Below are 22,286 nucleotides of genomic sequence, written 5' to 3'. Positions count from 1 at the left end.
TGGTCGGTTGCAGCTTGTCGAGGAAGCGGTTGAACCAGCTCACCAGTTCGCCCAACTCGTCCTTCTTGCTGTAGTGCAGGCGCTGGGTCAGGTCGCCGTCCCCACTGGCAATCGCCTTGAGCATGTCGGCCACGCTGTTGATCGGGCGGGTCACGCCGGACGCGGTAAGCCACATCAGCAGCAGACCGATCACACCGGCAATCACTGCCACCGACAGTGCCTTGATCGTGCCGCTTTGCTGAGCATCGTCGAGTACCGCTTGCAGTTTCACTGAGTCGGCCAGCAGCACTTGCTTGGGCAGGTCGATCACCACGGCCCAGGCCTTGGCATCGGCAATCGGACTGACTGGGTACACCGCGCGGATCAGGTCGCCTTGCTGGAGAATCTTCGGCGCGCCACTAGTGAGCAACTGCAGGATGTCCTTGCCATCGCCGCCCAGGGTGTCGCCGATGTTCTTGCCGACTTTGCCGGCGTCGACACTGTAGGCGGCCAGTACGCCAGTGCCGGAAACGATGAGCATGTGCCCGGCACTGTTGAACAGGTCGCGCTGGGAGTCGACCGCCGCCGCTTGCAGGGCGTCGAGGGCGATGTCGATGCCGACCACGCCGATGGACTTGCCATCTACCAGCAGCGGTACGGAAATGGTGGTCATCAACATTTCCTTGTTGCCGACGGTATCGGCATACGGGTCGAGCAGGCAGATGCGCTTGCTGTCCCGCGGGCAGGTGTACCAGACGTTGTACGGCGTGCCGCTGAGGTTCAGGGTGGTTTTGGTCATGTCTTCTTCGACCATGATCGTGTTCAGCGACTCACCCCCGGCGCGGCTCCAGTACGTGGCGAAACGGCCGATCTCGTTGGACTGGCGGGCGGCGTCATTGACGAATTCGCTGTCCTTGCCGTCCAGCCCATTGGGTTCGAACGCCAGCCAAATGCCCAGCACTTTGCTGTTGCGCTCGAAGGCGGTTTTCAGGCTCTGGTTCAACTCTTCTCGCAAGATGCCGGGCTCGAGGGAGCGTTTGGCGGCCAGGTTGCGCATGTCCTGGATCTGGTCCGCGAGGGCGGTCACCACCGTCAGGGTTTCACCGAACGTCTTCTGCACCCGCACCGCCTGCTCGGCGGCCTTGGCCTGGAGCAGGTCCTGCACGCTGGCGGTAAGCATTCTGCTGCTGGAATCGCTGACCAGATCATCGTTCTGATTGGTCTGGTAGATGTTCATACCCACTATCAAGGCGACTACGCCCAGCAGGCACAGACCGGACAGCAGGACGATTTTCAGGCGAATGGACAGTGAGTCGAACATAGGGCGAGCTCGCGAATGGATGAAGTGTTGGCTGTGGGCCGTTTTGGCTCACTCGCTAAATCCATTTAGCGCCGATCAATGCACATCGGCGTGGCGAAGAGGTTACATGAGGGGCAACCCGACGAGCGGTAGTTGTTGAACGTTTGCGCAGAAAAATGTGCCGAAAATGGGGATAAAAAGAGGAAAAAGCGCGGGGTGAATTCAGGGGGCATCAGGGACGCCGGTCTCGAAGCGCCTGAATGAAATTCACAAAATACATATGTACCGCTTCTCATAAACGGCAGGACGTTTCAATGCAGATGCCACCTCGGTGGAACACTTCCGGAAGCTTTGGCTTTCGGCATCTGACAGAAAATAATGAGAAGACTCTATGTGGATTACTTGCTTTAAAAGGACCGGGTTGCGCTCGGTGTTGTTGATTTGGGGGATGTTGTTGGCGGCAGGCGCGGCTCCTGCCATGTCTTTTCTGAACTCGGCAGCTATTTCGGGTATTGCCTCTCAAATTCCCTCGGCGGCCACGGTACTGCCGGACAAGCTGAACACCCTCAAGGAAAGTCTGGCTGACGAAACGGATGTGAAGCAATACAGCTTCATGACGGTGCGGGGGCAGGATGTGTGGATCCGTGCGAGCGGGACGAAGGGCGGGCCATTGACGCTGGAATACAATCGCGATGGAAACTGGGCCGTAATCCCTTGGGGTACACCCTTAACGGTTTCTGGTTTGCAGCCGAATCAGGAAGTTCAGGTTCGCATCTCGAAGAAACCGTCCGCCCCGTTCGTGGCGGGTGATATCTACACGCTTGAGTTTGGTTCTGCACCTTACTACGCCGACAGTCGCGTCCGGGGCGATGCCGGTGAGCTGCCGCTGTACTGGGCGACCACGCAGGCCTACAGAGTCCTGAACTGGTCGGTCCGATTGAGGGATTCGACAGGGCAGCCGCTCGAAGGCGCTAAAGCTACCTTGATATTGAACAAGGGGGGGGATGACGAAAGGTTCGACCTTATAACGGACAGCACTGGTAGCGCCGCGCAAGCCCTTGAGTTGGGCAGGTGCTATGGCCAGTTGAAGTCTGATCCTTTCTGGACCAGCAGTGGCAAGTATCGCTATAAGTGGGAGGTCGAATACAACCTGGGATATTGGTCGATTCAGGTTCAAGACAAAGAGGCGTCGGGGGTGGGCGGTCACAACGTGCCGAACGTTTCATTCGCTCAGATATGCTATCAAAACATGTTGCATAACTAGATCCGGCATATTCCCGGCAATGCGGTGATGTACACCGCTTTGCCGGGCTTTTTTTCAAACGATCAGGCCTCGATGTGCAGTCCCTGCTTTCTCTCGCTCGGGTCCTTTTCGGCTTTTTTATGCAATTGATCCAGCCAGGAGTCTGAACTTCCCAGGTCCAGAGCACCTTTGTTCAGCAATAATCCATAGTCAATCATCTTGTGGAAGTTGCTCAGGTCCAGATTCACCTTGCCCTCGAACTGTGGCTTATCCAGCTGAATCAACTCGATTACGGTCTTGGCGTGCTTGAGGGTCAGGGGTTGCAAGCCTTTGGCCTCGTTCAACAGGGTGTTCAATATTTCCTCATCCCTGGCAGTCAGGGTGTCGGGGGGCGAAGTGACTTTCAACTGACCGTCTTCGGCCACGGTGAAGCCCATTACGTTATGGGCCAGGCCAGACCATTTGTTTTGCAGGTCTTTTTTGAAGTCGGAGTAAATCCCTTCCATTTTTTTGAGCATCAAATTTGCCTGGAATTCATGATGCCTGATCATTGAATATCTAAAGCTTTTTATCTGAGGGGGTAGGTCATAGAACCCGTTAAGTGATTCGAGCGTATTCAAGAAATCCTCCACCTCATTCAGTTTTTCGCTGCTGAGATTTCTAGGTTCACTTCGAGGAGCTCGGAGTTTCTCGATGGTCAACCTTATCCTGTCATCCATTACCGGAATGTCGACTTTCTCAAGCTGGGATTTTTCCGTGTTCGCCTTCACTGTTTGCGGATACGGAACTTGAAAAGATGCAGCGGCACTTACATTCATGTCAGCTTCTCATTGTGTGGGTTCATCGTGCTTAACGGCCAAACCCGGTCATGGATGACCTGATAAACACGTAGGAGAAGTCCGAACAGGAAGTAGGTACTTTCAAGTATGCCGTTGTCGGCTGTCACAGGGCGGTTTGAAGAGGTTTCAGGTGACTTGCGGCAGTGATTCCGGCCGTGACCAGATCCACAGATTGCCCAGCCCCATGCCGGCAATTGCCAGGTAAATCGGCCAGCCGTGATCGAGCATCACCAGCATGAGACCGGCACATAACAGCATGCTGACCGTGGCGCTGACTTTTGCCCGACGCGCGATGATCTTGCCGTTGCGCCAGTTATGGAGGATGGGGCCGAACAGCCGGTGGTTTTCCAGCCAGGCACTCAGGCGCGGCGAACTGCGGGTCGCGGCCCAGGCGGCCAGCAGGATGAACTCGGTGGTTGGCAGGCCGGGTATGACGATGGCGATCAGGCCGATGCCCAGGCTGACATAGGCCAGCAGGCCGAAGAGGAGGCGGGAGAGTCTGGAGGAGGCTGGCATGGGCTCAAGGCAATATGTGAGGCTGATCGAAATCTTACGGATTTGCTTCGTTCCTTGTGGGAGCGGGCTTGCTCGCGATAGGGGGGTATCAGTCGACAATAATGCTGTCTGGAATACCGTCATCGCGAGCAAGCTCGCTCCCACAGGGGAATGTGGTATGTCAGGCGACTTCCGGAGCGCTGGCGTAAGCCCGCTCCAGCAACACGGTAAAACGGTTGAACGCGTCGATAGCGCCTTTTTCCACTTCGGCTTCTTCCTGGGCGCTGAATGCCAGGCCGTCCAGGGTTTTGACGAAGCTCTTCCAGCCTTCAGCGCGGCCGCCGGCCGGTTCGCCGAGGTGGCGGGCGCCGAAGGTTTCGCTCAGGCCAAGGCCCACGGCGCGCTTGATGAGGAACGCCGCGCCGAGCTTCGAGCCTTCGGAGACGAAGATCCAGCCCAGGGCCTCGGCCTTGGTCGGGTTCTTCAGTGCACCGGCGACAGGTGCCGGCACGTCGGTGTCCAGGTCCGCGAGGTCGGCCCTGGCTGCTTCGGCACGACAGCGGGCCGGCAGGTCCGGGACGATGGCGGTCAGTTCGGTATCGTTGTACAGCGACACCAGCTCCGACTGGAACAGGTACTGCGCCACCACGAAACGGGCGAAATTGGCCGGGGTTTCAAACGGGGCATGAGCCTTGACCAGGGCATCGAGCTTGCTGTGCGGCTCGTGGGTGATCTGGTTCAAACGTTGCGAACGCAGGTTGGGGCGTTGTTCGGTGGCCTGGGTAGTCATGGCAATTCCTTGGAGAAAGAGAGGCGCTTGGTAACGAGACGAACAGGAAGGCGCCTGACAGTAAAAAATCCTCACCGGGCGGCATGATGAAACCGCCAGGCGAGCTGAGCGGATCAGATATCCCAGATCAGGTTGACCGCAAAGTTGCGACCCGGCTGGGTCAGGCGGTCGAGGTTGGCCGGTTGGGTCACCGAGGCTTCGCCGACGCTGTCGTAGCCGCGCACGTCATCCCACAGCCAGTACTTCTTGTCGGTGAGGTTGTAGACGCCGCCGCTGACGGTCACGTCGTCGGTCACCTTGTAGAACGCGCTCAGGTCCAGAATGCCGAAGCCGGGCGTCTTGAACTGGGTGCTGGTGCCGTCCGGGGTTTTGAAACTGGTGCTGTCGACGCGGTCTTTCTTTTTCACCAGCGTCCAGCTGAGCAAGCCGCCGTAGGTGTCCTGGTCGTAGCCGAGGCCGAATACGCCGGTCAGCGGGTTGACGCTGTTGAGCGGCTCGCCGTTGTCGTCGTTGCGACCGTAGGCATAGGCCACCGAGCCCTGGGTGTAGAGGCCTTGCGGCGCGCCGAAGGCGTCCAGGTTCAGGCGTCCCTTGACCTCGGCACCCTTGATGGTGGCGTGCTTGATGTTGTTGCTCTGGAACGTGGTCTCGGTGTAGCCCGGCGTGATGGCGTTCTCGTTAATGAAGTCGCGGTATTTGTTGTAGAACACCGCCACGTCAAACGAGCCCTGCTCGAAGTTGCCGCGCAAACCCGTCTCGTAGCTTTTGCTTTTTTCCGGTTCGAGGTCAGGATTAGGCGCTACCCGATAGCCGCCGGCGATGTTTTCGAAACGACCGTACAACGCCTTGGCGGTCGGGGTGCGGAAGCCTTCGGCGTATTGGCCGTACCAGGTGTAATGGTCGTTGAAGCTGTAGGTGGTGCCGAACTTCGGCGACAGGCGATGCCAGGTTTTGGTCTCGTCGCTCACCGTACCGTTACCGCTCTGGTCGGCGGTGGCCAGGAACTCTTCGGTGATGTGCGGCTTGAGCTCGGTGTAGTCGTAGCGAGCACCTGGCGCAAAGGTCCAGTTGCCCCAGCTGATCAGATCCTGGGTGAACATGCTGTAGCTGTTGACGGTCGGGTCCGGGAAGTCACTGGCGGGTGTCAGCGTGTCGGTGGCACTAGGGGCGCCAATGACCCGGCAGGATCCGGCCACGGTCAGGCAGGTGCCGGTGCCGGTACGCAGGCCGGTGATTTTGTCCTGCTTGATGGTGGTGCCATAGGTGACGAGGTGGTCGGTGTCGGCGATGGCAAACGACTTGTCAGCCTGGGCATCGAATACCCATTGGCGGTCCTTGTAGGTGGTATCGCGGTTACGCAGCACGGTTCGTGACGGCGGCGCGTAGATTTCCTCGGTGCTCTGGTCGGTCTTGGCGATCTGGTAGTTCAGCGTCCACTTGATGTTGTCGGCCAGGGCGCTGTCCAGACCGAAGCTGTGTTCCAGGCCAAAGCGTTCGCGGGTGATCGTGTCGTTACCGGTACGGGACTTGTAGTAGCCGAAACCGCGTCCGGCATTGAACGGGCCGCCCACTGCGCTCAATTGATTGGTGTCGCGGTCGTCCTTGTAATGCTCATAGGTCAGGCCTAGGCGCGCGTCGTCGGCGTAATTCCAGCCCAGTTTTGCCAGCACGCTGGTGGTGCGAGCGTCCTGGGGGTTGGCTTCAGTACGGTTCAGGCCAGTGCCGCCGGTTTCGCCATAGGACTCTGTTTCATGACCGTTGCGTTGACTGAGATGCAACAGGCTATCGAACTCGCCTGTACGGCCAGCGACGGTGCCGGACGTCAGCCAGCTATCGTCGGCGGAGCTGTAGCCGGTTTTCAGGCGCGCGCCGACATCCTTGCCCGGTTTGATGATGTCGTCCGGGTCAAGCGTGTAGTAGCTGACGGCGCCGCCAATGGCATTGCTGCCGTACAAGACAGAGGCCGGGCCCCGGAGAATTTCCACACGCTTGACGATTTCCGGGTCGACATAGTTGCGGTTGGTCTGGGCATAGGGGCCGTTGAAGAAGCCGTCGGGTACCTGCACGCCATCGACCTGGGTCAGCACGCGGTCGCCATCGATGCCGCGAATGTTGTAGCCGGTGATACCGGCCCGCTGGCCTGCGCCGCCTACCGAAACACCGGGTTCGTAGCGCACCAGCTCCTTGATGGTATTGACGTTGTTGCGGTCCAGATCTTCGCGGGTGTAGACAGAGACCGTGCTCGGCACGCTATTCAGAGACTGTTCGTTACGGGTGGCGCTGATGGTCACCTGATCGAGATTGAGGGCACTGCTACCGCTGCGCTTTTCCAGAACGATGCTGTTGTTGCCCAGTTTGCGATAGCCCAGGTTGGTCCCCACCAACAGGCGATCCAGGGCTTTCTCCGGTGACAGGGATCCGCGTACTCCCGGCGAGGCCACACCTTGTGCCAGCTCCGACGACACACCGATCTGCCAGCCCGTTACGGTGGTAAAGGCATTGAGTGCCGACACCAGTGATTGCTGGGGAATGGCGAACGAGTAGTCGCCCATTTTGCGGGTCGACTGCTCGGTGGCGGTGGCGGCCATGAGCGGTGCGGTACCGGCCATCAGGATGGCGGCGGTCAGCAGCGACAGCACGCGGGAAGGTGTAGGGGCTTGGCGGGTAAGGCGAGGGGACATCGATAGCGCTCCGTGTCGCACGAATCTTTATAGGTGCTGATTGGCATGGTGAGATGCGAATCAATTGCATTGGCTATAACGAGACGTACGGGGTTTGGCTATCGAGTAAAAATAATTCTCATTCAGTTCAGGATGACCAGCGCCGGGAATTCCTGGAGCCGGGCCGAGGTGATGTGGGCCAGGGAGCGAACCACATCCAGCGGCTGATCGAGACGGTAGTTGCCGGTCACGGTGACATCGGCCAACTGTTCGTTGTTGTTGATGATCCAGCCCGGGTAGTAGCGGCGAAGTTCTGCCAGCACCTGGTTCAACGGACAGTTCTCGAACACCAGCCGTCCCTGGACCCACGCCAGGTCGGTGGCGGCATCCAGCTTGGCCGGGCGGTCGAAGCCGTTGGGGCCGATGCGAATGCTTTCCCCGGCGGACAAGCGTACCCGCGCGTCATCCCGAGTGGCGCGCAAGTCGACGTCGCCGCGCTGTACCCGTACCTGCGCCACGCCGTCGAGGTAACGCACGGCAAATGCGGTATCGCGAACGCTGGCCGTGACCGGGCCGGCGTCGATTTCCAGTGGTTGGCCGCGATTGGCCTGCACTTCGAAAAACGCTTCGCCCTGATACAGGCGGGCAACACGTTGCTGGTCGTTGATGGTGCTTGAGAACGCCGAATTGGTATTGAGCAGAACCCTGGAACCGTCCTCCAGTTGCAGGCGCTGGCGTTCGCCGACCACAGTCAGGTGATCGGCCTGCAGGCGCATCGGCAAACTGCTGAAACTGAACAGCCCGAGCAGCAGCACGGCGGCGGTGGCCAGTGGTTTCCAGTGCGGGCGCAGACGGGCGAGGACAGTGACTTTCGCCGGACGGGCGGCCAGGCTTTGCGCGCATTGCGCCACTTGCGGGCCGTCCCAGATCGCCTGGGCCTTGGCGAACGCCTGGGCATTCAACGGATCGGCGTCGAGCCATGCATGGAATTGGCGGCTCTGCTCCTCGTCGGGACTGCCGAGCACAATCAGCCAGTCCAGGGCCTGGTCCATCGCGCTTGCGGGGTCCTGCGCCGATGAAGGCTCGGGGGAGCGGTGGTTGTCCGTCACGGTGTTTCCTCGGCAGTGTCTGTGCACGGCTGTTTTTTAGTGAAGCGTAAAAGTGGGCCAAGGGTAGCAAAGCCCGATGATCAGCGCAGTCGGTCCAGGTAAGCGCAGGGCCTTGGCGCTCAGTTGGCGTTCAAGCGATCGGCAACCCCGATGCAGATCGACATGATCAGTTTGAGTTCTTTCTGCACGGTGCTGAGGGACACGTTCAGCTCGTCGGCGATTTCCTGGTAACTGTGCCCGTGCAGGCGGCTGAGGATGAAAATCCGCTGTTGGCGGGCGCTGAGTTCACTGAGGCTCACGTTCAGGCGCTCCAGCAATTGTTCGGCGTGGGCGGCGTCTTCGGCGCTGCTGGTGGCGGCGGCGATGCTGTGCATCACCTCCTGCGGCACGTCGTCGACCATCGTGCGCGAATGGATGCGCCGCGCGCGCAAATGGTCCAGCGCCAGGTTGCGCGCCGTCTGGAAGACAAAGGGCTCAAGATGATCGATGGCCCGTTCGCTCAATGCCCGGGTCACCCGCAGGTAAGTTTCCTGCAAGAGGTCTTCAGCGGTGCTGTGATTGTTGACCATCCGCTCCAGCGTGCGCAGCAGGGAGGTGCGCTGGGTGAGGAAAACGTGGTTGAAGCGCGACTGACTCACGGGAGAACCTGATCCATTTCGAGTAGATGATAATGCTTATCATCTACTCGAGTGGTCAAGCACTGATTTGTGACGCTTTACGCGCGACCTTGCAAATAGGTGGCGTAATCGGGAATCCGATGGAGGTGCGCCTGATCCATCAGCGGGCTGCTGAGCAGGTAGTCGGCGCTGCATTCGTTGCACGCCACCGGGATGTTCCACACTGCCGCGACCCGCAGCAACGCCTTGATATCCGGGTCGTGGGGCTGTGGCTCGAACGGGTCCCAGAAGAACACCAGCATGTCGACCCGCTGCTCGGCGATTTGCGCACCGAGCTGCTGGTCGCCGCCCAGTGGCCCGCTGATCATGCTTTGCACCGGCAGATCGAGGCGTTGTTGCAACAACAACCCCGTGGTGCCAGTGGCGACCAGATCATGCTGGGCCAGTCTGTCTTTTTGCCGTTCGGCCCAGTCCAGCAAGAACACCTTGCAGTGGTCATGGGCAACCAGGGCGATACGCTTGCGCGCCGCCATGGTCTTTTGCGTAAAGCTGATGCCGATCATCGATGCTGGCTCCAGAAATGACACGTACCTTGTAGGAGCGAGCTTGCTCGCGATGGATGCAAGGGCCCCGCGTTCATTCAGGCTACCCTTGTCATCGTTCACGACCATCGCGAGCAAGCTCGCTCCTACAAGACCGGGGGCGTGCTGCTTATTCTGCGTTGCACAGCGCCAGGCAGTTATCGAGCATGCGGTTGGAGAAGCCCCACTCGTTGTCATACCACGCCAGTACCTTGAGCAGCTTGCCGCTGGATTTGGTGTGGTTGGCGTCGAAGATCGACGACAGCGGGTTGTGGTTGAAGTCGCTGGAGACCAGCGGCAGGGTGTTGTACCCAAGGATCTTCGAGTGCTGGCTGGCTTCTTTCATCAGCGCATTGACCTCATCGGCCGACGCTTCGCGCTTGAGCTGCACCGTCAGGTCCACCAGCGATACATTGATGACCGGTACGCGCACCGACATGCCGGTCAATTTGCCCGCCAGTTCCGGCAGCACCAGGCCCACCGCTTCAGCAGCACCGGTCTTGCTCGGGATCATGTTCTGGGTGGCCGAGCGGGCGCGGTACGGATCGACGTGATAGACGTCGGTCAGGTGCTGGTCGTTGGTATAGGCGTGAATGGTGGTCATCAGACCGCTTTCGATGCCCAGCTCGCGGTGCAGCACCTGGGCCACCGGGGCCAGGCAGTTGGTGGTGCACGACGCGTTGGAAATGATCTGGTGCGATTGGCGCAGAATGTCGTGGTTCACCCCGTAGACGACGGTGGCGTCGGCGCCTTTGGCCGGGGCGGAGATAATCACTTTGCGCGCGCCCGCCGTAATATGCGCAGCGGCCTTGGCCCGGTCGGTGAACAGACCGGTGCATTCGAACACCACATCAATCTTTTCCGCGGCCCAGGGCAGGTCGGCCGGGTTGCGGATGGCACTGACCGAAATGCGGTCGCCGTTGACCGTCAGGCTCTCTTGGTCGTGCTGGACATCGGCATCGAATGTGCCGTGAACGGTGTCGTACTTGAGTAGATGAGCATTGATCGCGCTATCACCCAAATCGTTGATGGCGACAATCTGCAGATCCTGACGATAGCCCTGGGTATAGAGTGCGCGCAGGACATTACGGCCGATGCGGCCAAAACCATTGATTGCGATTCGAAGAGTCATAGTGCGGCGCTACCGTCGTTTTGTTGTTGGAATTACAAGATTATTCGTAAAAAAATAGAAAACAAGCCTTTTTGATGGCAATATTTTGTTCGATCTACAACGAGTGACCTGAATCAACTGGTCCGAATGGTCAAATAAACCGTCTGTCATCCCATCGACACCGGCCTTTGATCAGCATAGACAATCAGGTCGCCACATCCGTTAGCCTGGAGTTCTACACATGCATCCCCGCGTCCTTGAGGTCACTGAACGGCTTATCGCCCGCAGCCGCGCCACGCGTGAGGCCTACCTTGCATTGATCCGCGGTGCGGCCAGCGACGGTCCGATGCGCGGCAAGCTGCAATGCGCCAACTTCGCCCATGGCGTGGCCGGTTGCGGCAGCGACGACAAGCACAGCCTGCGGATGATGAACTCCGCGAACATCGCGATAGTTTCGTCATATAACGACATGCTCTCGGCACACCAGCCGTACGAAGTCTTCCCCGAACTGATCAAGAAAGCCCTGCGCGAAATCGGCTCCGTCGGTCAGTTCGCCGGTGGCACGCCGGCCATGTGCGATGGCGTGACCCAGGGCGAGCCGGGCATGGAGCTGAGCCTGCCGAGCCGCGAAGTGATCGCGTTGTCCACTGCCGTGGCGCTGTCCCACAACATGTTCGACGGCGCGCTGCTGCTCGGCATCTGCGACAAGATCGTGCCGGGCCTGATGATGGGTGCGCTGCGCTTCGGCCATCTGCCGATGATCTTCGTGCCGGGTGGGCCGATGGTGTCGGGCATTTCCAACAAGCAGAAAGCCGATGTGCGCCAGAAGTACGCCGAAGGCAAGGCGACTCGCGAAGAGCTGCTGGAATCGGAAATGAAGTCCTACCACAGCCCTGGCACCTGCACCTTCTACGGCACCGCCAACACCAACCAGTTGCTGATGGAAGTCATGGGCCTGCATCTGCCGGGCGCGTCCTTCGTCAACCCGAACACGCCGTTGCGCGATGCCTTGACCCGCGAAGCCGCGCACCAGGTCACGCGCCTGACCAAGCAGAACGGCGACTTCATGCCGATCGGCGAAATCGTCGACGAGCGTTCGCTGGTCAACTCGATTGTCGCGTTGCATGCCACGGGCGGTTCGACCAACCACACCCTGCACATGCCGGCCATCGCCATGGCGGCGGGCATTCAATTGACCTGGCAGGACATGGCCGACCTCTCCGAAGTCGTGCCGACCCTGAGCCACGTCTACCCGAACGGCAAAGCCGACATCAACCACTTCCAGGCTGCGGGCGGCATGTCGTTCCTGATCCGTGAACTGCTGGAAGCCGGGCTGCTCCACGAAAACGTCAACACCGTGATGGGCCACGGCCTGAGCCGCTACACCCAGGAGCCGTTCCTCGACAATGGCCAACTGGTCTGGCGTGAAGGCGTGACCGACAGCCTCGACGAAAGCATCCTGCGTCCGGTCGCCCGCGCGTTCTCGGCCGAAGGTGGCCTGCGGGTGATGGAAGGCAACCTCGGTCGTGGCGTGATGAAAGTCTCCGCCGTAGCCGTGGAAAACCAGATCGTCGAAGCGCCGGCCATGGTATTCCAGGATCAACAGGACCTGGCCGATGCGTTCAAGGCCGGTTTGCTGGAGAAGGATTTTGTCGCGGTGATGCGCTTCCAGGGCCCGCGCTCCAACGGCATGCCAGAGCTGCACAAGATGACGCCGTTCCTCGGCGTGTTGCAGGATCGCGGCTTCAAAGTCGCGCTGGTGACCGACGGGCGCATGTCCGGCGCGTCGGGGAAAATCCCGGCGGCCATTCATGTCAGCCCCGAAGCTTATGTCGGCGGCGCTTTGGCGCGGGTACAAGAGGGCGATATCATCCGCGTCGATGGCGTCAAAGGCACCCTGGAGCTTAAGGTGGACGCCGAAGAATTCGCAGCGCGCACGCCGGCCAAGGGCCTGTTGGGCAACAACATCGGCACCGGTCGCGAGCTGTTCGGTTTCATGCGCATGGCCTTCAGCTCGGCGGAGCAGGGCGCCAGCGCCTTTACTTCTGCCCTGGAGACGCTTAATTGAAACTGGCTTTGGTCGGTGACATCGGTGGGACCAACGCACGTTTCGCGTTGTGGAAAAACCAGCAGCTGGAATCGGTCCAGGTGCTGGCAACGGCAGATTTCCCCAGCCCTATCGATGCGATCAGCCTGTACCTTAATGGTCTGGGGCTGGCGCCGGGTTCGATCGGTTCGGTGTGCCTGTCGGTGGCGGGCCCGGTGAGTGGTGACGAATTCAAGTTCACCAACAATCACTGGCGCCTGAGCCGCAAGGGCTTTTGCCAGACCTTGCAGGTGGATCAGCTGTTGTTGGTCAACGACTTCTCGGCCATGGCCCTGGGCATGACCCGTTTGCAGCCCGGCGAATTCCGCGTGGTCTGCGAAGGCACGCCGGAGCCGTTGCGCCCGGCGGTGGTGATTGGCCCGGGCACCGGCCTGGGCGTCGGCACCTTGCTCGATTTGGGCGCGGGCCGTTTTGCCGCGTTGCCGGGGGAGGGCGGTCACGTCGATCTGCCATTGAGCAGCCCGCGTGAAACACAGCTCTGGCAGCACATCTTCAACGAAATTGGCCATGTCAGTGCGGAAACAGCCTTGAGCGGTGGCGGCTTGCCCCGTGTCTATCGGGCGATCTGTGCGGTGGACGGGCACACGCCTGTGCTCGACACACCGGAAGCCATCACCGCTGCAGGGCTGGCGGGCGACCCGATTGCCGTGGAAGTGCTTGAACAGTTCTGCTGCTGGCTCGGTCGCGTGGCCGGCAATAACGTGCTGACCACCGGTGGACGCGGTGGCGTGTACATCGTGGGCGGGGTGATTCCGCGCTTTGCCGATTTCTTCCTCGAAAGCGGTTTCGCCCGCTGCTTCGCCGACAAGGGTTGCATGAGCGACTACTTCAAGGGGATTCCGGTGTGGCTGGTGACGGCGCCGTATTCCGGGTTGATGGGCGCGGGTGTGGCGTTGGAACAATCAATCCCCGCTTGAAACCCGATTACCTGTAGGAGCGAGCCTGCTCGCGATGGACGTCAACGATAACGCGTGCTTTCTGAATGTACGCGGTGCCTTCAAGTCCATCGCGAGCAGGCTCGCTCCTACAGTGGTTTTGTGGTGTTTGTAAAATCGGTGCTTAAGGCATAATCCGCCCCAATTCAAACAACAAGGACGCCGCCCGTGAGCTCAGTCAACAAGTCGATTTTGTTGGTCGATGACGATCAAGAGATACGCGAGTTGCTGGATACCTACCTGACCCGCGCCGGTTTCCAGGTACGTACCACGCCCGACGGTGCCGGCTTTCGCCAGGCGCTGAACGAGGCGCCGAGTGATCTGGTGATCCTTGATGTGATGTTGCCCGACGAAGACGGCTTCAGCCTGTGCCGCTGGATTCGCCAGCATCCGCGCCAGGCGCAGGTGCCGATCATCATGCTCACCGCCAGTTCCGACGAAGCCGATCGCGTCATCGGCCTGGAACTGGGCGCCGACGATTACCTGGGCAAGCCCTTCAGCCCACGGGAGTTGCAGGCACGGATCAAGGCGTTGCTGCGCCGCGCGCAGTTCGGTCAGGAGCGCAGTGGCGGTGAGGTGCTGGCCTTCGATGACTGGCGGCTGGACATGGTCAGCCATCGGCTGTTTCACATCGACGGCGAAGAGGTGATTCTCTCGGGTGCCGATTTCGCGCTGCTGAAACTGTTCCTCGATCATCCACAGGAAATCCTCGACCGCGACACCATCGGCAACGCCACCCGCGGCCGCGAACTGATGCCCCTGGATCGCATCGTCGACATGGCGGTCAGCCGGTTGCGCCAGCGTCTGCGCGACACGGAAAAACCGCCACGGCTGATCCGCACCGTGCGTGGCAGCGGCTACCAACTGGCGGCCAACGTGGTTGCCAGCAATGGTCACTGAGGCTTTGCGCAAGCTCGCCGCCAAGGTGCCGATGCCGCGTTCGCTGCTCGGGCGGATGTTGCTGCTGACCCTGCTGGCGGTGTTGTTCGCCCAGGCATTGTCGAGTGTGATCTGGGTGTCGCAACTGCGCGCCACGCAGCTCGAGGGCCTGGTCACCAGTGCCCGCAGCCTGGCCCATTCAATGACCGCCAGCGTCAGTTATTTCCGTTCGTTGCCGGTGGCGTTTCGGCCCCTGGTGCTCGATCAATTGCGCAGCATGGGCGGCACCCGGTTCGTGGTGACGCTCAATGACAAACCCCTGGGCATGGAAGTGCTGCCCATCACCCCGCGTAAAGAGGCGGTGCTCAAGGCGGTCGACGAAGTGCTGCGCCAGTCCCTCGGTCACGACACGGACATCTCGGTGACTTTCGTCAGCCCGGAAGACCTGCGCATCTTCAATGGTGGCCTGAAGCTCGATGAGTTGCCACGCTCCTGGGCGCACTACGCGCTGACCCTGGAGCCGGTGAACCCGCCAGTGCTGGTCACGCAGATCCAGATGGCACCGGGGGAATGGCTGTACATCGCCTCGCTGTTGCCCGAGCCCTACACCAGTCTTGAAGAGCAGGGCCTGCCGGCGCAGCAGGTGTGGTTCATCGTCCTGACCAGCAGCTTTTTGCTGTTGTTCATCGGCCTGCTTGTGCACTGGCAGAGTCGTCCGCTCAAGCGCCTGGCGCGGGCGGCGCGGGACCTGTCGTTGGGTGCCGACGTGGAACCGGTGGCCGAGGGCGGTGGCAGCGAAGTGGTCGAGGTCGGGCGCGCCTTCAACACCATGCGCGAGCGCATCAGCCGTTACCTGACCGAACGCAGCCAGTTGTTCAGCGCCATTTCCCACGACCTGCGCACGCCGATCACCCGCTTGCGCCTGCGGGTTGAATTGCTCGAAGACGAAACACTGCAAGCCAAGTTCGGGCGCGATCTGGACGAGCTGGAGTTGCTGGTCAAGGGGGCGCTGCAATGCGTGAAAGACACCGACATCCACGAGAACATCGAGCCGGTGGATCTCAACCATGTGCTCGACTGTCTGGTGGAACCCTATCTCGCGCCGAACGGCAACGGCCGCGTGACCCAGCAGGGGCGGGCACTGGCGGCATACCCGGGCAAACCGCTGGCGCTCAAGCGCTGCATCGGCAACCTGATCGATAATGCGCTGAAGTACGGGCAGAACGCGCACCTGCACATCGATGACGACGAAAGCGCGTTCATCCTGCATGTCGATGACGAAGGGCCGGGCGTGCCGGAGCAGCGCCTGGAGCAGGTGTTCGAACCGCACTTCCGCCTGGCCGGGCAGCAGCAGGGTTACGGCTTGGGGCTGGGGATTGCCCGCAACATTGCCCATAGCCATGGTGGTGAGGTCAGCTTGCAGAATTTGCGTGAAGGCGGGTTGCGGGTAACGTTGCAGTTGCCCCGCTCAGTGGATTGACACCGCCCTGTGGCGAGGGGGCTTGCCCCCGTTGGACCGCGAAGCGGTCCCAAAACCATCACCCACAGACTGCCTGTAAAAATCAGGTCGCTGATTTTACGACTGCTGCGCAGCCGGAAGGGGGCAAGCCCCCTCGCCACAAGTATTTCACTCAATGTCTGTGTCCATTGTCACAAGCTGGTGACATAACCCACCCCCTTCGTTACAAGCCGACCTTCGTCCGTTGTTTATGCTGCCCCACAGTCATAACAACAAAAAAGGTACGCCATGGACACCTTCCAACCGGTCTTCAGCAGTTGGCTGAACGCACCTGCCCATCAGCAATGGCTCGCCACCGAAGGCTTGCGCCTGCTGACCTTCGCCAAGGCTTCGAAACTGCCTGAAGGCTTCGGCAACCTCGATGAAAAAGGCCGCCTCCCGCCTGATGCGCAAGCCCAGACCATGAACACCGCGCGCATGACCCACAGCTTCGCCATGGCCCATGTCCAAGGGCTGCCGGGCTTTGCCGAGCTGGTGGATCACGGTGTCGCGGCACTTCGCGGGCCACTGCGGGATGCGCTGCACGGCGGCTGGTTCGCGACTGCCGAACATCGCGACGGCAATACCGGCAAGAACGCCTATCTGCATGCCTTCGTCGCGCTGGCCGCCAGTTCAGCGGTAGTCGCGCAGCGCCCCGGTGCGCAAGCGTTGCTCGATGATGCCATCGATATCATCGACACTTATTTCTGGAGCGAAGAAGAAGGCGCGATGCGCGAGTCTTTCAATCGCGACTGGAGCGAAGAGGAGGCGTACCGGGGCGCCAACAGCAACATGCACGCCACCGAGGCCTTCCTCGCCCTGGCCGATGTCACCGATGACAACCGTTGGCTCAGCCGTGCCCATCGGATTGTCGAGCGCGTAATTCATGGCCACGCCGCCGCCAACGATTACCTGGTGATCGAGCATTTCGACCGCGCCTGGCAGCCACTGCGGGACTACAACCGCGACAATCCGGCCGACGGCTTCCGCCCCTACGGCACCACCCCGGGCCATGGTTTCGAGTGGGCGCGGCTGTTGCTGCACCTCGAAGCTTCGCGGGTGAGAGCCGGGATGCTCACGCCGGGCTGGCTGGTCACCGATGCGCAAAAACTGTTCGAGCACAATTGCCTCCATGGCTGGGATGTCGATGGCGCGCCGGGCATTGTCTACACCCTGGACTGGGACAACAAAGCGGTGGTCCGCCATCGCCTGCACTGGACCCATTGTGAAGCCAGTGCCGCCGCCAGTGCCTTGCTCAAGCGCACTGGCGATGAACAATACGAACACTGGTACCGACTGTTCTGGGAATTCTGTGACAGTCATTTCATCGACCGCGAAGACGGCAGCTGGCATCACGAACTCGACCCGCTGAACCGTCCGAGTGCCGATATCTGGCCCGGCAAGCCTGATCTTTACCACACCTGGCAAGCCGTGCTGATTCCGCGCCTGGCGCTGGCGCCGAGCATGGCCACGGCGCTGGCGCAGCCGTCCCAGAGCGGTTCTATGTAACCATGCGGTGACATTCGCGCATCCCTTCGTTACCTGCGAGGGGATATCTCCTGTTTAGAATCTTATGCAGCGCAAGCAACAGACTTGCATGCATAACAACAAGAAAGGTGCTCCTAGATGAATGCGATTTCTCGCCTCGCTACTGTCATTTCTCTCGCTTCCCTGTCTGCGCTCCCCCTCAGTGTCCTGGCCGCCGAATCCAAAGGTTCCGTTGAAGTCGTTCACTGGTGGACTTCCGGTGGTGAAAAAGCAGCGGTCGATGTCCTGAAGGCTCAAGTCGAAAAAGACGGCTTCACCTGGAAGGACGGCGCAGTCGCCGGTGGTGGCGGTTCCACGGCCATGACCGTACTCAAAAGTCGCGCCGTAGCCGGCAACCCGCCGGGCGTTGCACAGATCAAGGGCCCGGACATCCAGGAGTGGGGCAGCACTGGCCTGCTCAGCACCGACGCGTTGAAGGACGTTTCCAAGGCGGAAAACTGGGATGGCCTGCTGTCGAAGAAAGTCTCCGACACCGTGAAGTACGAAGGTGACTACGTCGCCGTGCCGGTGAACATCCACCGCGTCAACTGGCTGTGGATCAACCCTGAAGTGTTCAAGAAAGCCGGGATCGAAAAAGCCCCGACGACCCTCGAAGAATTCTATGCCGCCGGCGACAAGCTCAAGGCCGCCGGCTTCATCGCGCTTGCCCACGGCGGTCAGCCTTGGCAGGACAGCACCGTGTTCGAAGACGTGGTGCTCTCGGTCATGGGCGCCGACGGTTACAAGAAAGCCCTGGTCGACCTGGACCAGAAAACCCTGTCCGGCCCGGAGATGACCAAGTCGTTCGCCGAGCTGAAAAAAATCACCGGCTACATGGACCCAAACCGCGCCGGTCGTGACTGGAACATCGCCGCCGCCGACGTCATCAATGGCAAGGCCGGCATGCAGATGATGGGCGACTGGGCGAAAAGCGAGTGGACCGCCGCGAAGAAAATCGCCGGCAAGGACTACCAGTGCGTAGCGTTCCCGGGCACCGAAAAAGCCTTCACCTACAACATCGATTCGATGGCGGTGTTCAAGCTCAAGGCCGATCGCAAGGGCGACATCGCTGCCCAGCAAGACCTGGCCAAGGTCGCGTTGGGTACCGACTTCCAGAAAGTCTTCAGCATGAACAAGGGTTCGATCCCGGTGCGTAACGACATGCTGAACGAAATGGACAAGCTCGGCTTCGACGAGTGTGCCCAGAAGTCGGCCAAGGACTTCATCGCGGACGACAAGACCGGCGGCCTGCAACCGAGCATGGCGCACAACATGGCCACCTCCCTGGCCGTGCAGGGCGCGATCTTCGACGTGGTCACCAACTTCATGAACGACAAGGACGCAGACCCGGCCAAGGCCAGCGCCCAACTGGCCTCGGCTGTCAAAGCTGCCCAGTAACTCGTAATCGCCGCAGGTGATCCTGCGGCAAACCCCAGAGAGAGCTCCATCCCATTGTGGGAGCGAGCTTGCTCGCGATGGACTACCAGGCACCGCGCCAATCCAGACAGGCCCCGGTGTTCTTGATTCCATCGCGAGCAGGCTCGCTCCTACAGGGGGGAACTCTGTCCGGATTTCACTTCTCCACCTGGATTATCCCGATGAGCTCTGTGGCGGTTTTCAGCAAAGCCTCACCGTTCGATGCGCTGCAACGCTGGTTACCCAAGTTGGTACTCGCGCCGAGCATGCTGATCGTGTTGGTTGGCTTCTACGGTTACATCATCTGGACATTCATACTGTCCTTCACCAACTCCAGCTTCATGCCGAGCTACAAGTGGGTCGGCCTGCAGCAATACATGCGCCTGATGGACAACGACCGCTGGTGGGTCGCGAGCAAGAACCTCGCACTGTTCGGCGGCATGTTCATCGGCATCAGCCTGGTGCTGGGCGTGTTCCTCGCGGTGCTGCTGGACCAGCGCATTCGCAAGGAAGGCTTCATCCGCACCGTCTACCTGTACCCGATGGCGCTGTCGATGATCGTCACCGGTACCGCGTGGAAATGGCTGCTCAACCCAGGCCTGGGCCTGGACAAGATGCTGCGCGACTGGGGCTGGGAAGGCTTCCGTCTCGACTGGCTGGTGGATCAGGATCGCGTGGTCTACTGCCTGGTGATCGCCGCCGTGTGGCAAGCCTCCGGGTTTGTCATGGCGATGTTCCTCGCCGGCCTGCGCGGTGTCGATCAATCGATCATCCGCGCTGCGCAAGTCGATGGCGCGAGCTTGCCGACCATCTACCTGAAGATCGTCCTGCCGAGCCTGCGCCCGGTGTTCTTCAGTGCCTTCATGATCCTGGCGCACATCGCGATCAAGAGCTTCGACCTGGTCGCGGCGATGACCGCGGGTGGTCCTGGTTACTCCTCCGACCTGCCGGCGATGTTCATGTATTCCTTCACCTTCAGCCGTGGCCAGATGGGCATCGGTTCGGCCAGCGCCATGTTGATGCTCGGCGCCGTGCTGACCATCCTCGTGCCGTACCTGTACTCCGAGCTGCGAGGCAAACGCCATGACTAATCAACTCGGAAAATCGGGTATCAGTTTCAGCCGCATCGCGATCTACGCAACTCTGTTGCTGGCGGCAGCGGTGTACTTGATCCCGTTGGTGGTAATGCTGCTGACCAGCTTCAAATCCCCGGAAGACATCCGTACCGGCAACCTGCTGAGCTGGCCGACCGTGATCGACGGCATTGGCTGGATCAAGGCCTGGGACGTGGTCGGCGGCTACTTCTGGAACTCGGTGAAGATCACCGTGCCGGCGGTGCTGATCTCGACCTTCATTGGTGCGATGAACGGCTATGTGCTGTCGATGTGGCGCTTCCGTGGTTCGCAACTGTTCTTCGGCCTGTTGCTGTTCGGCTGCTTCCTGCCGTTCCAGACCGTGCTGCTGCCAGCCTCGTTCACCCTCGGCAAGTTCGGCCTGGCCAACACCACCACCGGCCTGGTGCTGGTGCACGTGGTCTACGGCCTGGCGTTCACCACGCTGTTCTTCCGCAACTACTACGTGAGCATTCCGGATGCGCTGGTCAAGGCCGCACGGCTCGATGGCGCGGGCTTCTTCACGATCTTCCTGAAGATCCTGCTGCCGATGTCGATCCCGATCGTGATGGTCTGCCTGATCTGGCAGTTCACCCAGATCTGGAACGACTTCCTGTTCGGCGTGGTGTTCGCCAGTGGCGACGCCCAGCCAATTACCGTGGCCCTGAACAACCTGGTCAACACCAGCACCGGGGCCAAGGAATACAACGTTGATATGGCCGCCGCGATGATCGCCGGGCTGCCGACACTGCTGGTCTACATATTCGCTGGCAAGTATTTCCTGCGCGGGCTGACGTCCGGCGCGGTCAAGGGGTAGAACATGGCAACTCTCGAATTACGCAACGTCAACAAGACCTACGGCCCCGGTTTGCCGGACACCCTGAAGAACATCGAACTGAAAATCGATGACGGTGAGTTCCTGATCCTGGTCGGCCCGTCGGGCTGCGGCAAGTCGACCTTGATGAACTGCATCGCGGGCCTTGAAACCATCAGCGGTGGCGCGATCCTGGTGGACGACGCCGATATCAGCGGCATGAGCCCCAAGGATCGCGACATCGCCATGGTGTTCCAGTCCTACGCGCTGTACCCGACCATGAGTGTGCGCGACAACATCGCCTTCGGCTTGAAAATCCGCAAAATGCCGACTGCCGAAATCGACGAAGAAGTCGCTCGGGTTTCCAAGCTGTTGCAGATCGAACACCTGCTCAGCCGCAAGCCCGGCCAGCTCTCCGGCGGCCAGCAACAGCGCGTGGCGATGGGCCGTGCCCTGGCGCGGCGGCCGAAGATTTATCTGTTCGACGAACCGCTGTCCAACCTCGACGCCAAGCTGCGGGTCGAGATGCGCACCGAAATGAAACTGATGCACCAGCGCCTGAAAACCACCACGGTCTACGTGACCCACGACCAGATCGAAGCCATGACCCTGGGCGACAAAGTGGCGGTGATGAAGGACGGGATCATCCAGCAGTTCGGTACGCCGAAGGACATCTACAACAACCCGGCCAACCTGTTCGTGGCGAGCTTCATCGGTTCGCCGCCGATGAACTTCATCCCGCTGCGCTTGCAACGCAAGGACGGTCGTCTGCTGGCGCTGCTCGACAGCGGTCAGGCCCGTTGCGAATTGCCGCTGGGCATGCAGGACGCCGGTCTTGAAGACCGCGAAGTGATCCTCGGCATCCGCCCTGAGCAGATCATCCTGGCCAACGGCGAAGCAAACGGGTTGCCGACCATTCGTGCCGAAGTCCAGGTCACCGAACCGACCGGGCCCGACACCCTGGTCTTCGTCAATCTCAACGACACCAAGGTCTGCTGCCGCCTGGCGCCGGACGTGGCGCCGGCGGTGGGCGAGACCCTGACCCTGCAATTCGATCCGGCGAAAGTGCTGTTGTTCGATGCCAAGACCGGGGAGCGTTTGGGGGTTGCCGGCGTGCCGAAAGCCGAGGCGCATGCTGACAACGTGGCGCAATTCAAAGGTCGCTGAAATGCAAATCTGTAGGAGCGAGCCTGCTCGCGATGGACGTCAACGATGACACTGGAAACCTGACACCCCGCGGTGTTCTCAAGTTTCTCGCGAGCAAGCTCGCTCCT

Annotated in this window: 18 protein-coding genes and 1 pseudogene; 10 read left to right on the top strand and 9 right to left on the bottom strand. The window is 60.5% G+C overall.

What is annotated here, in order from left to right; genetic code table 11:
• Positions 1–19: 19 nt before the first annotated feature.
• Positions 20–1,036: pseudogene (locus AC1Q6Y_RS03935) on the bottom strand (methyl-accepting chemotaxis protein); the annotation flags it as partial.
• Between the two features lie 721 nt (positions 1,037–1,757).
• On the opposite strand from AC1Q6Y_RS03935, the gene AC1Q6Y_RS03930 reads away from it, so the two are divergent.
• On the top strand, positions 1,758–2,543 hold the full coding sequence (locus tag AC1Q6Y_RS03930; protein WP_492624064.1) for a hypothetical protein: 786 nt from the start codon (positions 1,758–1,760) through the stop codon (positions 2,541–2,543).
• Positions 2,544–2,605: 62 nt separating this feature from the next.
• Here AC1Q6Y_RS03930 and AC1Q6Y_RS03925 read toward each other — a convergent pair whose 3' ends face one another.
• From AC1Q6Y_RS03925 to gap, 8 genes are all read right to left on the bottom strand, one after another.
• On the bottom strand, positions 2,606–3,340 hold the full coding sequence (locus AC1Q6Y_RS03925) for a hypothetical protein (RefSeq protein WP_492624063.1): 735 nt from the start codon (positions 3,338–3,340) through the stop codon (positions 2,606–2,608).
• A gap of 147 nt (positions 3,341–3,487) precedes the next feature.
• Entirely contained in the window at positions 3,488–3,877 is a 390-nt protein-coding gene (locus tag AC1Q6Y_RS03920) for a YbaN family protein (RefSeq protein WP_090457420.1), read from the bottom strand.
• A 160-nt stretch (positions 3,878–4,037) separates the two neighbouring features.
• Positions 4,038–4,646 (bottom strand): biliverdin-producing heme oxygenase, encoded by a 609-nt coding sequence (locus AC1Q6Y_RS03915; RefSeq protein WP_492624062.1) that lies wholly within the window; start codon positions 4,644–4,646, stop codon positions 4,038–4,040.
• Between the two features lie 113 nt (positions 4,647–4,759).
• Positions 4,760–7,327, bottom strand: coding sequence for a TonB-dependent receptor (locus tag AC1Q6Y_RS03910; RefSeq protein ID WP_492624061.1), 2,568 nt, complete (start codon positions 7,325–7,327; stop codon positions 4,760–4,762).
• Between the two features lie 122 nt (positions 7,328–7,449).
• Positions 7,450–8,415, bottom strand: a complete 966-nt coding sequence (locus tag AC1Q6Y_RS03905) for a FecR family protein (RefSeq protein WP_492587549.1) — start codon at positions 8,413–8,415, stop codon at positions 7,450–7,452.
• Positions 8,416–8,534: 119 nt separating this feature from the next.
• Positions 8,535–9,053, bottom strand: a complete 519-nt coding sequence (locus AC1Q6Y_RS03900; protein ID WP_492624060.1) for an RNA polymerase sigma factor — start codon at positions 9,051–9,053, stop codon at positions 8,535–8,537.
• A gap of 77 nt (positions 9,054–9,130) precedes the next feature.
• Positions 9,131–9,595, bottom strand: a complete 465-nt coding sequence (locus AC1Q6Y_RS03895) for a methylglyoxal synthase (protein WP_057713543.1) — start codon at positions 9,593–9,595, stop codon at positions 9,131–9,133.
• Between the two features lie 148 nt (positions 9,596–9,743).
• On the bottom strand, positions 9,744–10,745 hold the full coding sequence (gene gap, locus AC1Q6Y_RS03890) for a type I glyceraldehyde-3-phosphate dehydrogenase (protein WP_007974423.1): 1,002 nt from the start codon (positions 10,743–10,745) through the stop codon (positions 9,744–9,746).
• 220 nt (positions 10,746–10,965) lie between these two features.
• Between gap and edd the strand changes: the two genes are divergently transcribed.
• From edd to AC1Q6Y_RS03845, 9 genes are all read left to right on the top strand, one after another.
• Positions 10,966–12,792, top strand: coding sequence for a phosphogluconate dehydratase (gene edd / locus AC1Q6Y_RS03885; protein ID WP_057713545.1), 1,827 nt, complete (start codon positions 10,966–10,968; stop codon positions 12,790–12,792).
• Complete coding sequence (locus AC1Q6Y_RS03880) at positions 12,789–13,748, top strand: glucokinase (RefSeq protein WP_492624059.1); 960 nt, start codon at positions 12,789–12,791, stop codon at positions 13,746–13,748. Before edd ends, AC1Q6Y_RS03880 begins: the two co-directional genes overlap by 4 nt.
• Before the next feature lie 186 nt (positions 13,749–13,934).
• The gene (locus tag AC1Q6Y_RS03875) at positions 13,935–14,666 is read left to right on the top strand and encodes a response regulator (protein WP_008050538.1); all 732 of its coding nucleotides are present in this window, start codon (positions 13,935–13,937) and stop codon (positions 14,664–14,666) included.
• A gap of 31 nt (positions 14,667–14,697) precedes the next feature.
• Positions 14,698–16,125 (top strand): ATP-binding protein, encoded by a 1,428-nt coding sequence (locus AC1Q6Y_RS03870; RefSeq protein WP_492624133.1) that lies wholly within the window; start codon positions 14,698–14,700, stop codon positions 16,123–16,125.
• A gap of 267 nt (positions 16,126–16,392) precedes the next feature.
• Positions 16,393–17,652, top strand: coding sequence for a D-mannose isomerase (locus tag AC1Q6Y_RS03865; RefSeq protein ID WP_492624058.1), 1,260 nt, complete (start codon positions 16,393–16,395; stop codon positions 17,650–17,652).
• Between the two features lie 117 nt (positions 17,653–17,769).
• On the top strand, positions 17,770–19,068 hold the full coding sequence (locus AC1Q6Y_RS03860; protein ID WP_150813281.1) for an ABC transporter substrate-binding protein: 1,299 nt from the start codon (positions 17,770–17,772) through the stop codon (positions 19,066–19,068).
• Positions 19,069–19,268: 200 nt separating this feature from the next.
• Positions 19,269–20,177 (top strand): carbohydrate ABC transporter permease, encoded by a 909-nt coding sequence (locus AC1Q6Y_RS03855; protein WP_008032969.1) that lies wholly within the window; start codon positions 19,269–19,271, stop codon positions 20,175–20,177.
• A complete protein-coding gene (locus AC1Q6Y_RS03850; RefSeq protein WP_007974434.1) occupies positions 20,170–21,015 on the top strand; it encodes a carbohydrate ABC transporter permease in 846 nt (281 codons plus the stop codon). The genes AC1Q6Y_RS03855 and AC1Q6Y_RS03850 overlap by 8 nt, the downstream gene beginning before the upstream one ends.
• A gap of 3 nt (positions 21,016–21,018) precedes the next feature.
• Positions 21,019–22,179: an ABC transporter ATP-binding protein gene (locus AC1Q6Y_RS03845; RefSeq protein ID WP_057713551.1), complete on the top strand. Its 1,161-nt coding sequence runs from the start codon at positions 21,019–21,021 to the stop codon at positions 22,177–22,179.
• The last annotated feature ends 107 nt before the right edge of the window (positions 22,180–22,286 follow it).

It is taken from the genome of Pseudomonas sp. GW823-FHT06E10 (assembly GCF_058794995.1).
This window is presented reverse-complemented; position numbering and strand designations above follow the sequence as displayed.

Excerpts from the sequence above, each read along its gene's own strand:
- AC1Q6Y_RS03930 (WP_492624064.1), top strand. The coding sequence starts at position 1,758 with ATGTCTTTTCTGAACTCGGCAGCTATTTCGGGTATTGCCTCTCAAATT.
- AC1Q6Y_RS03925 (WP_492624063.1), bottom strand. The coding sequence starts at position 3,340 with ATGAATGTAAGTGCCGCTGCATCTTTTCAAGTTCCGTATCCGCAAACA.
- AC1Q6Y_RS03920 (WP_090457420.1), bottom strand. The coding sequence starts at position 3,877 with ATGCCAGCCTCCTCCAGACTCTCCCGCCTCCTCTTCGGCCTGCTGGCC.
- AC1Q6Y_RS03915 (WP_492624062.1), bottom strand. The coding sequence starts at position 4,646 with ATGACTACCCAGGCCACCGAACAACGCCCCAACCTGCGTTCGCAACGT.
- AC1Q6Y_RS03910 (WP_492624061.1), bottom strand. The coding sequence starts at position 7,327 with ATGTCCCCTCGCCTTACCCGCCAAGCCCCTACACCTTCCCGCGTGCTG.
- AC1Q6Y_RS03895 (WP_057713543.1), bottom strand. The coding sequence starts at position 9,595 with ATGATCGGCATCAGCTTTACGCAAAAGACCATGGCGGCGCGCAAGCGT.
- gap (WP_007974423.1), bottom strand. The coding sequence starts at position 10,745 with ATGACTCTTCGAATCGCAATCAATGGTTTTGGCCGCATCGGCCGTAAT.
- edd (WP_057713545.1), top strand. The coding sequence starts at position 10,966 with ATGCATCCCCGCGTCCTTGAGGTCACTGAACGGCTTATCGCCCGCAGC.
- AC1Q6Y_RS03870 (WP_492624133.1), top strand. The coding sequence starts at position 14,698 with ATGCCGCGTTCGCTGCTCGGGCGGATGTTGCTGCTGACCCTGCTGGCG.
- AC1Q6Y_RS03865 (WP_492624058.1), top strand. The coding sequence starts at position 16,393 with ATGGACACCTTCCAACCGGTCTTCAGCAGTTGGCTGAACGCACCTGCC.
- AC1Q6Y_RS03860 (WP_150813281.1), top strand. The coding sequence starts at position 17,770 with ATGAATGCGATTTCTCGCCTCGCTACTGTCATTTCTCTCGCTTCCCTG.
- AC1Q6Y_RS03855 (WP_008032969.1), top strand. The coding sequence starts at position 19,269 with ATGAGCTCTGTGGCGGTTTTCAGCAAAGCCTCACCGTTCGATGCGCTG.
- AC1Q6Y_RS03850 (WP_007974434.1), top strand. The coding sequence starts at position 20,170 with ATGACTAATCAACTCGGAAAATCGGGTATCAGTTTCAGCCGCATCGCG.
- AC1Q6Y_RS03845 (WP_057713551.1), top strand. The coding sequence starts at position 21,019 with ATGGCAACTCTCGAATTACGCAACGTCAACAAGACCTACGGCCCCGGT.